Source organism: Streptomyces sp. NPDC048337 (assembly GCF_043201175.1).
In the GTDB taxonomy this organism is placed as follows: Bacteria; Actinomycetota; Actinomycetes; order Streptomycetales; family Streptomycetaceae; genus Streptomyces.
This window is the reverse complement of record NZ_JBICYR010000026.1, coordinates 35,198-48,463: the sequence shown is the minus strand read 5'-3', so window position 1 is coordinate 48,463 and position 13,266 is coordinate 35,198. Positions and strand designations below refer to the sequence as shown.

The following is a 13,266-nucleotide window of genomic DNA, read 5'->3' as shown; positions in this document are numbered from 1 at the left end:
ATCCGGACCGCCGACGCGGTCGAGGCGACCGTCGTCGTGCGGTGTCTCAGTGACAACGCCTCGATCGAACCGTTTGCTCGGGAGCTGCCCCTCCCGGGGCGGAAGGCGGACTACCTGCCGTCGGCAAGCGTGTGCGCGACGAGGGCGTTGGCGTGGCCGTGGCCGAGGCCGTGCTCCGTCTTGAGCCAGGAGACGAGTTCCATGTGCTTCGTCAGCGGAGAGGACTGGATGAGGGCCTTCCACTCGGCGATCGGGCGGCCGTACTTCTTCTCGATCGACGGGAAGTAGCTGGCGGGGCCCTTCGCGGTCTCGGTCATGATGCGTCTCCTCTGTTGTGGTGCCGTCGCATGTATGACTGCGGACGGACCGGAAACTCATCGGCCACCCTGCCGCTTCGATCGGCAGGTTTCGGCCCCCAGTTCGGCGACACGCGATTTCCACCGCCACCGGCTCCCACTGATTGCTCAACGGATCTTCTTGAGGGACTGCACCAGCCCGGGTCGCAGCGCGTCAGCCGCCGACTGGTGGCGGCCTGCTACCGGGCGGCGTGAGCAGGTTTGCCGCCCGGCTCGGGTTCCCGGGGTGACTTGACGGATTTCCGGGGCTGAGGTGCGCGGGTTGAGCGCGGCCGGGGGGTGCGGCGCGTGGTTGGTGGCGTTGGATCGCGGTGCTTGCCTGGGTCCCGAGGTGGTTGGCGGGGGTTCGCGTGCAGGGGAGCCTGCGGGGCGTGCGGATTGTTGGGATGCGCCGTCGACGGAGGGGGTGTGTGCAGGTCAGGGGCGGTGCGGTCGGCTGGGGTGCGTTCCGCTGACGGGGGCTCTCCGCAGGTGGGCGCAGGGTGCTCGCGGCGGCTATCTACAGCTTCGGGAAGTGCCTGCAGTTATGCGTCTCAGCCCGTGAAAGGCAGGTGAGTTGGCGATTTGGGCCTTGCTAGCGTCTCGAAATGTAATCACGACGAGTTCACTATGTGAGATGAGGCGGGCGTGGCCAGGAACACCTTGCTGGAGCGGATCTGGGCGGAGCACACCATCGACGGGACCGGCGAGGAGCTCGTCTACGTCGACATGCACCTGCTCCACGAACTGACCTCCCCCCAGGCCTTCGAAGGGCTCCGGGAGGCGGGTCGCAAGGTGCGCCGCCCGGACCTGACCATCGCCACCGCGGACCACGACGTGCCGACCAAGGGCCGGCGAGTACCGCTCAGCGACACCATCGGCCGCCGCCAGCTGGCGCTGCAGATCCGCAACAGCCGGGAGTTCGGGGTGGAGCTGCACCCCATGAACAGCCTCGGGCAGGGCATCGTGCACGTCATCGGCCCGCAGATGGGCCTGACCCTGCCCGGCATGCTGATCGTGTGCGGCGACAGCCACACCGCCACCCACGGCGCCTTCGGCGCGGTGGCCTTCGGCATCGGCACCAGCCAGGTCGAGCACGTGCTGGCCACGCAGACGCTGCGCATCGCCAAGCCGAAGAGCATGCGCGTCCTCCTCAAGGGGACGCCCTCGGCCGAGGCCACCGCCAAGGACATCGCCCTGGCCGTCATCCGCGCCATCGGCACCGACGGCGGCACCGGCCACCTCATCGAGTTCCAGGGCGAGGCCATCGAGCGCATGAGCATGGAAGGCCGGATGACGCTGTGCAACATGGCCATCGAGGCCGGTGCGCGCAGCGGAATGATCGCCGCCGACGAGACGACCTTCGCCTACCTGGAGGGTCGTGACCGGGCCCCCAAGGGTGAGGACTGGGAGCGGGCCAAGGAGGCCTGGGCCGCGTACCGCAGCGCCCCTGACGCCGAGTTCGACCACGAGGTCGTGGTCGACGTGGACGGGCTGGGCGCGATGGTCACCTGGGGCATCAACCCGGGCCAGGCGATCGAGATCGACGGACGGGTCCCGGACCCCGAGGCCATGGCCGATCCGGTGGCCCGCGAGGCCGGCCGCCGCGCCCTCGACTACATGGGGCTCGAGGCGGGCCAGCGCCTGACCGAGGTCCCCATCAGCACCGTCTTCATCGGCTCCTGCACCAACGGCCGCATGGAGGACCTGCGGGCCGCGGCAGCCGTCATCGAGGGGCGGAAGGTGGCCGACGAGGTGACGGCCCTGGTCGTGCCCGGCTCGGAGCAGATCAAGCGGCAGGCGGAGGCCGAGGGCCTGGACCGGGTCTTCACCGAGGCCGGTTTCGAGTGGCGCAACCCGGGCTGCTCGATGTGCATCGCGGTCAACGGCGACCGCGTGCCGGCCGGCACCCACTCCGCCTCCACCTCCAACCGGAACTTCGAGGGCCGGCAGGGGCCGGGAGCCCGCACCCACCTGGTCTCCCCCGAGACGGCCGCGGCGACGGCCCTGCTCGGGCACCTGGCGGGCAGCGCGGACCTCTCCTGACCTATTTCTCACTAAGGATCAATGATGGAAAAGACAGAGACGATCCGCGGAAGGGCCGTCCCACTGGACGCCTCCGACGTGGACACGGACCAGATCATCCCGGCCGTGTGGATGAAGCGGGTCGAGCGGACCGGCTTTGAAGGCGGCCTCTTCCAGAAGTGGCGCCGTGACCCGGAGTTCGTGCTGAACCGCCCCGAGCGGGAGGGCGCCACCATCCTGGTGTCCGGCCCCAACTTCGGCTGCGGCTCCTCGCGCGAGCACGCCCCCTGGGCGCTGCGCGACTACGGCTTCACCGCGGTGATCGCGCCGAGCTTCGCCGACATCTTCCGCAACAACCTGCCCAACGTGGGCCTGGTACCCGTCACCCTCGACGCCGACGCCACCCGCAAGATCATGGACGCGGTCACCGCGGACGCGACGGCCCAGGTCACCATCGACCTGCCGACGACCACGGTCACCTGCGAGGCCGCCGGTGTGGTCGCGGAGCCCTTCTTCCTCGACGAAGGGGCGCGCTACCGGCTCATCAACGGGCTGGACCTCATCGACCTGGCCGCCCAGGACGAGGATTCCATCAGCAGGCACGAGGCAGCGCGGCCGTTCTGGATGCCGCGTACCAACGGACAGGTCGCGGACGTCTTCGAGGACTCGGGAGTTGAGGTCGCATGAGCGCGCAGATCATCGACGAGGCCGACGGCGACGGCATCCGCCGGGCCGGCGAAGCCCTGCGGGCGGGGGCGGTCGTGGCCGCCCAGACCGACACCAACTACGGCATCTTCTGCAACCCGTTCCTGGAGCAGTCGTGCCAGCGCCTGTACGACATGAAGCGCCGCGACGGCGGCAAGCCGCTGACCCTGTTCGTCGCCAGTCCCTCGGACTGGGTGCGCTGGGCCCGCAGGCCCGAAGGCGTCGACGTGGAGGCGCTGGTGGAACGCTTCTGGCCGGGGCCGCTGAACCTCATCATGCGCAAGCGTGAGCTCGTACCGGACTGGGTCACCTCCGGCAAGGACACCGTGTCCGTCGTGCACAACGTCAGCTCCACGCTGAACCTGCTGTCCATCTACAGCGGGATGGCGATCGCCGCCACCTCGGCGAACATCAGCGGCACCATGGACGAGGGCCTGGTCACCTTCGACATCGCCTACGAGCACATCGGCGAGCACTGCGACATCATCATCCGGGCCAACGCCCCCTCGAAGCACACCCGCAGCAGCACCATCGTCAGCCTGCTGGGCACGCCCGCGATCGTCCGCCAGGGCGACCTGTCGGCCGAGGAGATCGCCCCGTACCTGCCGGGTCTGGGGCAATGAGCACCACCGCGGAACAGGGCCGGTACGCGACGCGGGTGCAGGCCTACCGCATCGTCTCCCGCGCCTACTTCCACCTGCCGATCGTCGTCGTCTTCCTCACCCAGCAGGGCTTCGGCCCGCTGGCCACGGCGGCGCTGCTCGCCCTCTACGGAGTGACCGCCGCCCTGGGGGACCACGTGGTGGCCCCGCTGCGGCGCAGGCTCTCGCTGGCGGGCTGCCTGGTGGTCGGGGAGGCCGTCAAACTGGTCGGCCTGCTGGTGCTGCTGGCGCCGGTCTCCGCGGGAACCGCCGTCGTCTCGCAGCTGCTGTCCGGCCTGGGCTTCTGCCTGACCGCCGGGACGGACGCGGCCCTCGCCTCGACCCTGCTCTCCGGCGAGCGCTTCCGTGCCCGGGAGGCGCGGACCCAGGCCGGCATGTTCCTCATCTCCTTCGCCGCCGGCGTCCTCGGAGCGGTCGCCTACGCCCAGTACGACCGGGCCCCCTTCCTGCTGTCGGCGCTGGGCTGCGCCGTCGCCGCCCTGCTCGCCCTGCCGGGCGGTCGCGGCGGGCTGCGCTCCAAGGCGGCGGCACAGGGAGCAGGCGCCGCGGCGACGGCCGGGCCCGCCCGGGTACTGCCCTGGCAGGTGCGGCTCTGGGCCTCGTACTACTCCGTGTCCCGTGCCGTGCTGCTGACCGCCTACACCTTCCTGCTGCCGCTGCTGCTCTTCTTCGGGGCACGGCTGTCGGTGACGCTGTTCGGCGCGGTGCTCGGCCTGTACACCCTGTGCGGGCTGCTGTCCGTACGGCTGTCCCTGGTCTGGCAGCGCCGGTACTCGGCGACGACCCTCTTCTGGCTCAGCAGCGGCGCCATGGTGCTCGGCCTGCTCCTCCTCGTACCCGGCGGCCTGGCCGCCACCGCCTGCGGCACCGCGCTGCTGGGTCTGGCCGGCGGCACCGTACGGCCCACGACGATGGGGTTCCTCGGACCGGCGATGGCCGGACTCCCGGACGCCGAGCGGCAGCGGGTGACCCGCGGGCTGGAGCGGCGCCAGGGCCTCGTCCAGGCGGTCCTGCTGATCGGCTCGGGCCTGTGGCTCGGCTCCGGCGGCAGCGCCTCGACGGCCGTGGCGGGCTGCGCCCTGCTCGTGGTCGCCGGCCAGGCGGTCGCGGCCCGGCTGGTGGCGCGCCGCCCGCAGGAGGGGACCGAGGACGGCGGGGCGGAGCCCCGTCCGCCCGTCAGCGCCGGTGTCGCTTCCGCGGACGCCGCCGCGGAAGCGGGCGCCGGCTCCGGCTCCGCTCCCGCCGCGTCGGGTGTCCGCGGCTGACACCGCCCCCGCGGCGGCTGCGTGCCGCCGCACCACCTTCGAGGTGAGTCCCGGTCCGGTGCCACTGCCCGGCGTCCCCGTACCTACTCGACCTCGTGACCTTGCAGTCCCCCACTTCCACCCCCGTATCCGCGCCCGCCGCACGCCCCGCCCTCGCGCCGCGCAGCGGATCGGCGCGGCCGACGAACCGAAGGAGCACACCGGTGCTTGACCGTGCGACCCCGCCCGACCCCTACGATTTCCTCCCGCCGCTGCCCGAGCTGAAGGTCGTCTCCGACGACGTCCGCCACGGCGAGCGGCTGTCCGAGGCCCAGCTGGCCTCGGGCGGGAACACCAGCCCCGCCCTCGCCTGGGAGCCGGGCCCCGAAGGCACCGCGTCCTACGCGGTGACCTGCTTCGACCCGGACGCACCCACCCCGGGCGGCGTCTGGCACTGGGTCCTGGCCGACATCCCCCCGCACGTGCACAGCCTGCCGACGGGCGGGGAGCCCGGAGCCGGCCGGATCCTGCGCAACGACCTCGGCTCCCTCGACTTCGTGGGCGCCGCCCCGCCGCCGGGGGACCGCGAGCACCGCTACATCTTCGCGGTCCACGCGCTGGGCGTGGCAGAGCTGCCGGTCGACGAGCAGACCCCGGCTGCGCTCGCCGGCTTCCACTTGACAGTCAATTCCCTGGCCCGTGGCACGATCACCGGCCTCGCCCATACCGTCGCGCAGAGCCAGTAGGACCCCCGGCGGCTTCGCGGCGGGGCGGCGGCCCCGCCACCGCCCCGCCGTCCGCGGCCGCCCCTTCACCACCCGCAACCGCGTACGCCCGTACGCGGCCCACAAGAGAGCGAGATTCCGATGCCGAGCAACACCCCGCGGGGCCCCTGGCAGGGAGAGCCCGTACCCGAGGCCCTCGAAGCGCTGTCCGCGCCGGGCGGCCTGGTCGTCTGCGCGACCAAGGTCGGGTACATCCTGATGACCTCCGACGGCCGCGGCCTGGAGCGCAAGTTCGACGCCAAGCGCCGCAACCGGAACAAGCCCGGTGTCGTACTGTGCGCCGACCTCGAGCAGCTCAAGGAACTGGCCGAGCTGAACGAGGAGGTCCTGGCCTTCTACGAGCAGCACTGGGAGCAGGACGTACTGCTCGGCTGCATCCTGCCGTGGCGGGAGGAGGCCCTGGCGCTGCTCCCCGACGAGACCACCCGTGAACTGGCCACGGACACCCGCGGCACGAGCTGCTTCGTGATCCGCTTCGGCCGGCCGGCCGAGCAGCTGGTCGAGCGGATGTGGGCCGAGCGGCGGCTCGTCTTCGCCAGCTCCGCCAACCCCTCGGGGGTCGGGAACAGGGGCCGGGTCGAGGGCATCGGCACGCGCATCGAGGCCGAGGCGGACTTCATCGTCTCCGCCGACGACTACGTCGCGTCGATCCAGCCCGACAAGGACGAGGACACCCGCCACGAGCAGGGCGTCATGGTGTCGATGGTCGACGCGGAAGGGACGCTCGTCCCCGTACAGAAGGGCGAGCGCTCCGTCTCCCCGGCTCCGGTGCTGATCCGTCGCGGCCTCGACTACCCGGCGATCATGGAGAACCTGTCGGAGATCTTCCCCTCCTGGGACTACCGCCACGGCGAGTACTACTGAGAGAAGGCCGTACCGGGGACCCGGCGCGCACGCGGCCGGGTCCCCGGTACGGATCGGCACCACACGGCCGAGGGCTTTGCCGAGGGCTTTCTCAAGATGTGTCAGTCAGCGCTGAGATCGGCTCTAGGGGGGAGTTGAAATCCGCAATGCAAATACAGTCCGCAATGCAAATGCAGGCGCAAATACAGGCAGAATGGCTCGCACCGTCGGATGTCACACCGGAGCAGAGAGCCGCAGAAGAGTGGGGGGAGCGGTTTGACGAGCTCCTGGAAGAGGTGGGATCGCAGTTCTTCTCCCGGTCCGACCTGAGACATCACGCCCAGGAATACGTCCGTTCCCTGCTCGGGGGAATCACGCGATCGGACAGTATCCTTCCGGCGGCGACGGAGAGCGGCGCCGGCGCTTTTTGGGTCCAGCAGCACCTGCTCGGCCGTTCGATATGGGATGCGGACACCCTGCGCGACTTCACCACGCGCTATGTCGTGGAGGGATTGGCGGACGGCTGCGGACCGGGTGTCCTCGTCCTCGACGAGACCGCCTTCCGGAAGAAGGGCAGCGCTTCGGCCGGGGTCGCCCGGCAGTATTCCGAGGCGCTCGGCGGCGCCGTCTCCTGCCAGATCGGGGTCATGGCCTCGTGGTCGACGCAGAGCGGCACCGCCCTGGTCGACCGGGAGCTGTATCTGCCGCCCGACTGGGACGCGGATCCGGTGCGGCGGCGCAACGCGCACATCCCGGACGACGTCCGCCACGCCTCCAAGGCCGATCTCGCCCGCCGCATCGTCCAGCGATTCCGGGCCCAGGCTCCCCGCGGCGCCGCGGCGGGCATGTGGGTCGTGGCCGATGCGCAGTTGGGCTGTGACCAGGCCTTCTGCGCATTCCTGCTGGCTCAGGGGATCCCCCACGTGGTCGGGGTGCCCCCGGACCATCCGGTGCTGCCGCATCCGGGCTGGCGCCGGGTCTCCCGGCTGGTGCAGCGGTACGCCGAGGCGGAGGACTGGGACCGCCTCGCCGTCGGATCCGACGCGGTGGACACGGGGCCCTGGGAGTGGTGGGTGCGCCGCATTCCGTCCGAGCCGGTGCCGAACGCGCCGACGCCCGAACAGGCGGCCGCGAGGCCCGGCGGCGGCATGGCGCGCTGGCTCGTCGCCTGCCGGCGGTCGGGGGACCCCCAGTCGCAGCGCTACTTCATCGCGCGCGGCCCGGTGCACATCTCCCTCGACGACCTGGCGGCGGTGGTCGCGGCCTGGCGGCACGGCCGCAACGCCCTTGCCGGGGCCGGTGAGCGGTGCGGTCTGGGGGCGTACCGGGTGCGCTCCTGGCACGGCTGGTACCGGCACATCACGCTCGCCCAGTTGGCGGCGGGGTTCCTGGCCGTCCAGGCCGGTGGTCACTCCTACGGCGGCGGTACCCCTTGGGAGCCGGCGCCGGCTGTGCGCTTGTGACGCCTCGGACAAGGCGGCGGCGACGCCTGGCCCCTTCGCCACGCGTCGCCACCGTCCTGTCCGGCACGGGATGCCGTATGAGCGTCCCGTGCGGGGGGGTCAGTCCAGTACGCGCCCGCGCACTCCGTCGAGCCACACGTCCTCGTGGAGGTCCGCGGCCGCGTCGTCGCGGAAGGCGTACGTCTTCAGGAGCCAGCGCAGCCGCGTGCTCTCGAAGTGCTGGATGTCGACCATCTGGCGGCTGTGCAGGCCGTCCTGGTTGGCGATCACCAGCAGGTCGCCCTCCTGGATGCGGTGGTACTGCTCGCGGCTCTTGGCCAGCGCGTCGCGGAACTGCCGCAGCGCCTCGTAATGCGGCGCCGAAGACGTGTCGGCCGGCATGGTCCGGGTGTCGTAGTACCGGAAGCTGTGCTCGTTCTCGAGGACGGCGTGGAAGTCGGAGACCTGCTGGTTCTGGTTGGAGTCCCGGGAGAGCTCGTCGTAGGGGGTGACGAACGCCTTCTCCCGCAGCAGTTCCTGGTTCTCGGGAGAGATGAACTTCAGCAGTTCGCGGCCGTCCACGTACTTCGTGTAGACGAGGTCGTCCGTGGGGCAGCGCATGCCGAGCAGGGCGAGGTAGTCGGCCCGGACCGGGTGCGCCGTGCGGTCGTTGTGCCAGTAGAGCTCCCAGTCCGTCTTCTGCGTCTGGGTGCCGGCGTAGCGGTTGTCGGCGTACACGTCGTGGAAGAAGTCGCCGTTGTTGCGGGTGGCGTAGGAAAGAAGCGGGGTTCCGGTGAGCTGCGCGAGGAGTTCGAGCATGCCCTCGCCGACGAAGGTGCCCTTCTGGAGGTACTTGTCGTCCACCGGGTTCGCCTGGTCGAACACCGGGATGTCGGCGTCCAGCGGGCAGTTGGACACCACATGCGCGTAGGTCACCTTGTCCTCGCGCTGACTCTTCAGCTCGCGGCAGGCGGCCACGAAGCCGGCCGGCACGCGCTCGTCGGCGATGAGGTTTCCGATCGCGTCGCGGAACTTCTCGTAATCCTGGTAGGGATTGGCCCCGAGGAAGGTCAGCGTGGTCGCGAGGTCGCTACGGTCGGCGTCCGAGAAGGTGTAAATCGCTTTCATGCGGCAGGCAATCCTCTGATATTTGGATGCATGGCGCACCGGGATTCCCGGTGCGCCAATTCGGCATTGACAGTCGGCCTGGGGCGCTGCGGAGTCGGGTTGTGTCCGAAACTCTCAACGGATGCACCCAGGCGACTTTCTCCGTCGCCCTCTTGAGGCCTGAATCAACGTATCCAAATCTCGACGGAAAGCCCCGAATTCGGGGGAAGAAGAGTCTTGACGTGCAGAACTTTCTCCTCCTGTAAAAAATACTCTTTCGCTTCCCAATAGGCCGTCCGCCCCAAAACGGGAACGGCTTTCCCGGATGACGCCGCGGCGCCGTTCGGAAAAGCCGTCCGGAGGGGACTACGAGGGCGGAACCGCCGATGACGTCCGGGACCGCGACCGGCTCCTGGTGCTGTACTTGGGCGGTCCTCACGGCTTGGCGTCCGACGGACGCCAAGCCGTGCTGGGCAAGCCGTGGCCCGCCGGATCTGGCGTGTGGCCTCGTTCTAGCCTGGGCGCATGAGCCGTGAGATCAGTGGTGACGAGTTTCGCGACGTTCTGCACTCCCTGCGTGTGTGGGACCGGCCGCTTCCCGGATTTGAGGTCGGGGAGGCGCCCGGGGAGCCGGTGGCGCTGTTTCGGGAGTGGTTCGTGCAGGCCGCCGGGGCGGGGCAGTTGGAGCCGCACACCATGACGCTGGCGACGGTGGACGGGGAGGGCCGGCCCGATGTGCGGACGTTGATGTTGCACGATGTGGATGGGCGGGGGTGGCACTTCGCCTCGCATTCGAGCAGTGCCAAGGGCAGGCAGTTGGCTGGGCGGGCGGATGCCGCGATCGGGTTCTATTGGGCTGTTGTGGGGCGGCAGGTGCGGATTCGGGGGCGCGTGAGTGCGTGCGGGGCCGAGGAGAGCCGGGCGGATCTGGCCGTACGGTCGCGCGGGGCGTTGGCCGCTGCGCTGACGGGGCGGCAGAGCGAGGTGCTCGGGTCCGTCGAGGAGTTGGCGCGGGCTTCGGCGGCCGCGTGGGAGCGGGCCGGGGCCGAGCCGGACGCGCCGGTGCCGACCTGGACGCGGTACGTGTTGGAGGCCGATGAAGTCGAGTTCTTCCAGGGGGACGCCGCGCGGCGTCATGTCCGGCTGCGGTATCGGCGTGGCGGGGACGGGGCTTGGGTGCGTGAGCTGCTCTGGCCCTGATCTCGCGGGGAGCCGTTCGGGATTGCCGTTGGGAACGGCGTTGCCCCGGCCCGTGGTCGTCACTAAGGTCGGTCGGGTGACTGCCGGGTCGGCCATGGGCCATGCACGAGTGGGGTTCCCGGCCTCGGCGTGAGCGCGAGGCGGGCGAGAGGCCCGCCCCCCTTCTCCGCGTCTTTGCTCCCGGCGCCCCCCATGGCGCCCCATTCCAAGACCCGGAGACACCTCACCGATGCCCGATGACCAGTACGAACCCGAGCCGGCGGCGACCGCCGTCCAGCTGAACCACACCGCCGTCTATGCCGGCGACCGGCACCTGTCCGCCGAGTTCATCGCCGTGGTCCTGGGGTTGAAGGTCGGCGCCCCGTTCGGGCCGTTCCTGCCCGTCGACCTCGGCAATGGCGTGACGCTCGACTACTACGAGAAGCGCGACGAGCCGATCCAGTCGCAGCACTACGCGTTCCTCGTGCCCGACGGGCAGTTCGACGCCGTGATCGCCCGCCTGGAGGCGGTCGGGGTCACCTACTACGCCGACCCCGGCCACACCGAACCAGGCCGGATCAACCGTCTGTTCGGCGGTCGCGGCGCGTACTTCGACGACCCGGACGGCCACAACATGGAGATCATGACCCGGCCCTATGTCCGCCCCTAGTCCTGGGCGGTCATGCAGAAGAGTTCCAGGGCGATGTTGTCCGGATCCCTGAAGTTGAGATGGAGGCCGTGGGGGTCCTCGGTGATGCCGGAGTGGGCGATCTCCTGTTCGTCGAGCCGGGACTCCCAGGCTTCCATGGCGGCCCGGTCGGCGACGTGGAAGGCGAAGTGGTCGAGGCCGACCCGTGCGGGGTCGAAGGCGTCCGCTTCGTTCGTCGCCGCGTGCCTGCGGAAGCCGAGGACGAAACTGGGGGAGGCGCTGACCATGAACGGCCCGAATTCGTCCTCCACGTCGACGACCGTCTGCGTGTCGAGCAGACGGTTGTAGAACTCCGCGCTGCGTTTCACGTCGTTCACCGTCAGGACGACGTGCCCGATGACAGGGGTCTCGGGCATGGACGCCACCTCCTCAGAGTCCTCAGGTGGTGTTCCGTCTGTCTCTGATGCTACGCCGCGCGATTTTTGTTGTATGAGGCATGGATCCCGGTGTTCAGGGCCTGAACACCGGGATCCAGGTGCCCTCCACCGCCTCCCGGAAGGTGACCCGGAGGAGCATGCCGATGCGGAGGTCGAGCGAGGGGCAGTCCACGACCTCCGTCATCATCCGGGGGCCCTCCGCCAGGTCCACGACCGCCGCCGTGTACGGGACGCGCGTGCCGAAGGGCGGGAGGTCGTTGCGGTGGATCACCGACCAGGTGTAGAGGGTCGCGCGGCCGCTCGCCTCCTCCCACGTCACCCGGTCCTCCCCCGCCCAGCAGAACGGGCAGAACTCGCGCGGGTAGTGGTGCGCCCGGCCGCAGTCCGCGCAGCGGCGCAGGAGGAGCCGGCCCTCCGCCGCCGCGGCCCAGTAGGGGTGGGTGAAGTCGTCCGCCTCGGGGAGGTCGTACCGGACGGTGTTCATGAGAAGAGTCCGATCGTCCGGTCCAGGGACCATGTCTGCCAGGACATCGCGAAGAGGGCGACCAGCGAGATGAGGGCCATCATCGCGTTCTGGCCCTGCTCGGCCCAGTCGTGGATCATGAGGATGAGGTAGAGCAGGTTCAGGAGCAGGCCGCCGACCAGCGCTATCGGGGTCAGGAAGCCGAGGACCAGGCCCAGCCCGAGGGCGAGTTCCGCGTAGACGACGATGTACGCCATCAGTCGCGGCCGGGGCTGCACGACCTTCTCGAAGCCGCCCTTGACGAAGGGCCAGCGGTGCTTGCCCGCGACGTCGGCGGCCCAGGCTATGCCGGTGCCGCGTTCGAACCAGCCCTTCTTGTCCTTGTGCCGCCAGCTCTCCAGCCACCACAGGCCGAGGCCTATCCGGAGCACGGCGAGCCATTCGGCCCCGCTGAGCCAGATGCTCTGCATCAGTCACCTACCCACCCTTGATCTGACGGTACGTCAGTTCATCGGATGCGGGGCGATCGCGCAAGGGGTCCCGTCAGGGGGCGGCGAACAGTCGGCCGTAGCCCGTGATGGCATGCGTCGGCGCGCCGGCCGCGCGCAGGGCCGCCCAGAGGAGGGTCTGGTTCGCGGTCAGGACCGGGCGGCCGAGGGTGGTCTCCAGGGCCTCGATGGCGCCGACCGCCCTAAAACCGTTGCCGCCGACGACCACCGCCCCGGCCGCGTCCGGGGTGTGCGCCGCGACCCAGTCGTGCAGGGCGTCCGGCCGGATGAGCGTCTGCCCGCTGGGCAGCTCGCACGGGGCCGCGTACGGGACCTCGAAGCCGGACTCCTCGTAGTAGCCGCGCCCCAGGTCGGTCAGCGTCTCGTCGAACCACGGCGGGTCGACGAGGGCGAGCCGCGCGACACCCAGGGCGCGCAGCGCCTCGACCGTGGCGGCGCAGGTGGCGACCACCGGAAGGCCGTGGGCGCGCTCCCGCAGCCGGGCCAGCATGTGCCCCTCGGCGCGGGCGCCGATGACATAGGCGGAGCTGGTGAAGGCGAAGGCGATCGCCGCGACCGGCGCGGCCGCGAGCAGCTCGGCCGCCTCGTCCACACCGGGCGGCTCGGCGAAGGCCCGTACGGGCACGAGCGGGATGGTCGGGTCCATCGCACCGCCCCGCCCCATCGCGCCGAAGGGCACCCGGGCGGTGTGCAGACCCACGTCCAGCGGGGCCATGGCGCGCAGCTCCGACTCGGGGCCGACATCGGCATGCGGGGTGAGGACGCCAAGCCGGACACGGACGTCCCACCCGTCGGGTTGCCACATCGCGCGTTCCTCTCCGAAGGGGCCGGATATCCCAGTTTGTCCGCCTTCAACCCCTCATACCGCAGAGCCGCGCCGA

At 70.5% G+C, this 13,266-nt stretch carries 15 protein-coding genes; 9 read left to right on the top strand and 6 right to left on the bottom strand.

Going from position 1 to position 13,266, the window contains the following annotated elements; all coding sequences use genetic code 11:
- Window positions 1-110: 110 nt before the first annotated feature.
- Window positions 111-317: a DUF4287 domain-containing protein gene (locus tag ACGFYU_RS31690; RefSeq protein ID WP_393830757.1), complete on the bottom strand. Its 207-nt coding sequence runs from the start codon at window positions 315-317 to the stop codon at window positions 111-113.
- 666 nt (window positions 318-983) lie between these two features.
- Here ACGFYU_RS31690 and leuC point away from each other — a divergent pair.
- The 7 genes from leuC to ACGFYU_RS31655 all read left to right on the top strand — a co-directional run bounded on the left by leuC (window position 984) and on the right by ACGFYU_RS31655 (window position 8,062).
- Window positions 984-2,381, top strand: coding sequence for a 3-isopropylmalate dehydratase large subunit (gene leuC / locus ACGFYU_RS31685; protein ID WP_393830756.1), 1,398 nt, complete (start codon window positions 984-986; stop codon window positions 2,379-2,381).
- A 24-nt stretch (window positions 2,382-2,405) separates the two neighbouring features.
- Window positions 2,406-3,047, top strand: a complete 642-nt coding sequence (leuD, locus tag ACGFYU_RS31680; protein WP_393830808.1) for a 3-isopropylmalate dehydratase small subunit — start codon at window positions 2,406-2,408, stop codon at window positions 3,045-3,047.
- Window positions 3,044-3,688 carry an L-threonylcarbamoyladenylate synthase gene (locus ACGFYU_RS31675; protein WP_393830755.1) on the top strand — a complete coding sequence of 215 codons (645 nt, stop codon included), beginning with the start codon at window positions 3,044-3,046 and terminating at the stop codon, window positions 3,686-3,688. Before leuD ends, ACGFYU_RS31675 begins: the two co-directional genes overlap by 4 nt.
- Entirely contained in the window at window positions 3,685-4,992 is a 1,308-nt protein-coding gene (locus ACGFYU_RS31670) for a hypothetical protein (RefSeq protein WP_393830754.1), read from the top strand. Before ACGFYU_RS31675 ends, ACGFYU_RS31670 begins: the two co-directional genes overlap by 4 nt.
- Window positions 4,993-5,195: 203 nt before the next feature.
- Window positions 5,196-5,717 (top strand): YbhB/YbcL family Raf kinase inhibitor-like protein, encoded by a 522-nt coding sequence (locus ACGFYU_RS31665; protein WP_393830753.1) that lies wholly within the window; start codon window positions 5,196-5,198, stop codon window positions 5,715-5,717.
- A 120-nt stretch (window positions 5,718-5,837) separates the two neighbouring features.
- On the top strand, window positions 5,838-6,620 hold the full coding sequence (locus tag ACGFYU_RS31660) for an L-threonylcarbamoyladenylate synthase (protein WP_393830752.1): 783 nt from the start codon (window positions 5,838-5,840) through the stop codon (window positions 6,618-6,620).
- Between the two features lie 146 nt (window positions 6,621-6,766).
- The gene (locus ACGFYU_RS31655; protein ID WP_393830751.1) at window positions 6,767-8,062 is read left to right on the top strand and encodes an IS701 family transposase; all 1,296 of its coding nucleotides are present in this window, start codon (window positions 6,767-6,769) and stop codon (window positions 8,060-8,062) included.
- A 99-nt stretch (window positions 8,063-8,161) separates the two neighbouring features.
- Here the strand turns inward: ACGFYU_RS31655 and ACGFYU_RS31650 are convergent, their stop codons facing one another.
- A complete protein-coding gene (locus ACGFYU_RS31650) occupies window positions 8,162-9,169 on the bottom strand; it encodes a TauD/TfdA family dioxygenase (RefSeq protein ID WP_393830750.1) in 1,008 nt (335 codons plus the stop codon).
- A gap of 504 nt (window positions 9,170-9,673) precedes the next feature.
- On the opposite strand from ACGFYU_RS31650, the gene ACGFYU_RS31645 reads away from it, so the two are divergent.
- Both ACGFYU_RS31645 and ACGFYU_RS31640 read left to right on the top strand, forming a co-directional pair.
- Complete coding sequence (locus ACGFYU_RS31645; RefSeq protein WP_393830749.1) at window positions 9,674-10,348, top strand: pyridoxal 5'-phosphate synthase; 675 nt, start codon at window positions 9,674-9,676, stop codon at window positions 10,346-10,348.
- Between the two features lie 229 nt (window positions 10,349-10,577).
- Entirely contained in the window at window positions 10,578-10,997 is a 420-nt protein-coding gene (locus ACGFYU_RS31640) for a VOC family protein (RefSeq protein WP_393830748.1), read from the top strand.
- Here ACGFYU_RS31640 and ACGFYU_RS31635 read toward each other — a convergent pair.
- The 4 genes from ACGFYU_RS31635 to ACGFYU_RS31620 form a co-directional block, all read right to left on the bottom strand.
- The gene (locus tag ACGFYU_RS31635) at window positions 10,994-11,392 is read right to left on the bottom strand and encodes a VOC family protein (protein ID WP_393830747.1); all 399 of its coding nucleotides are present in this window, start codon (window positions 11,390-11,392) and stop codon (window positions 10,994-10,996) included. The genes ACGFYU_RS31640 and ACGFYU_RS31635 overlap by 4 nt on opposite strands.
- A gap of 94 nt (window positions 11,393-11,486) precedes the next feature.
- On the bottom strand, window positions 11,487-11,897 hold the full coding sequence (locus ACGFYU_RS31630) for a Zn-ribbon domain-containing OB-fold protein (protein WP_393830746.1): 411 nt from the start codon (window positions 11,895-11,897) through the stop codon (window positions 11,487-11,489).
- Window positions 11,894-12,346, bottom strand: a complete 453-nt coding sequence (locus ACGFYU_RS31625; protein WP_393830745.1) for a DoxX family membrane protein — start codon at window positions 12,344-12,346, stop codon at window positions 11,894-11,896. Before ACGFYU_RS31625 ends, ACGFYU_RS31630 begins: the two co-directional genes overlap by 4 nt.
- Window positions 12,347-12,419: 73 nt before the next feature.
- Window positions 12,420-13,190 (bottom strand): maleate cis-trans isomerase, encoded by a 771-nt coding sequence (locus ACGFYU_RS31620; RefSeq protein WP_393830744.1) that lies wholly within the window; start codon window positions 13,188-13,190, stop codon window positions 12,420-12,422.
- Window positions 13,191-13,266: the final 76 nt, after the last annotated feature.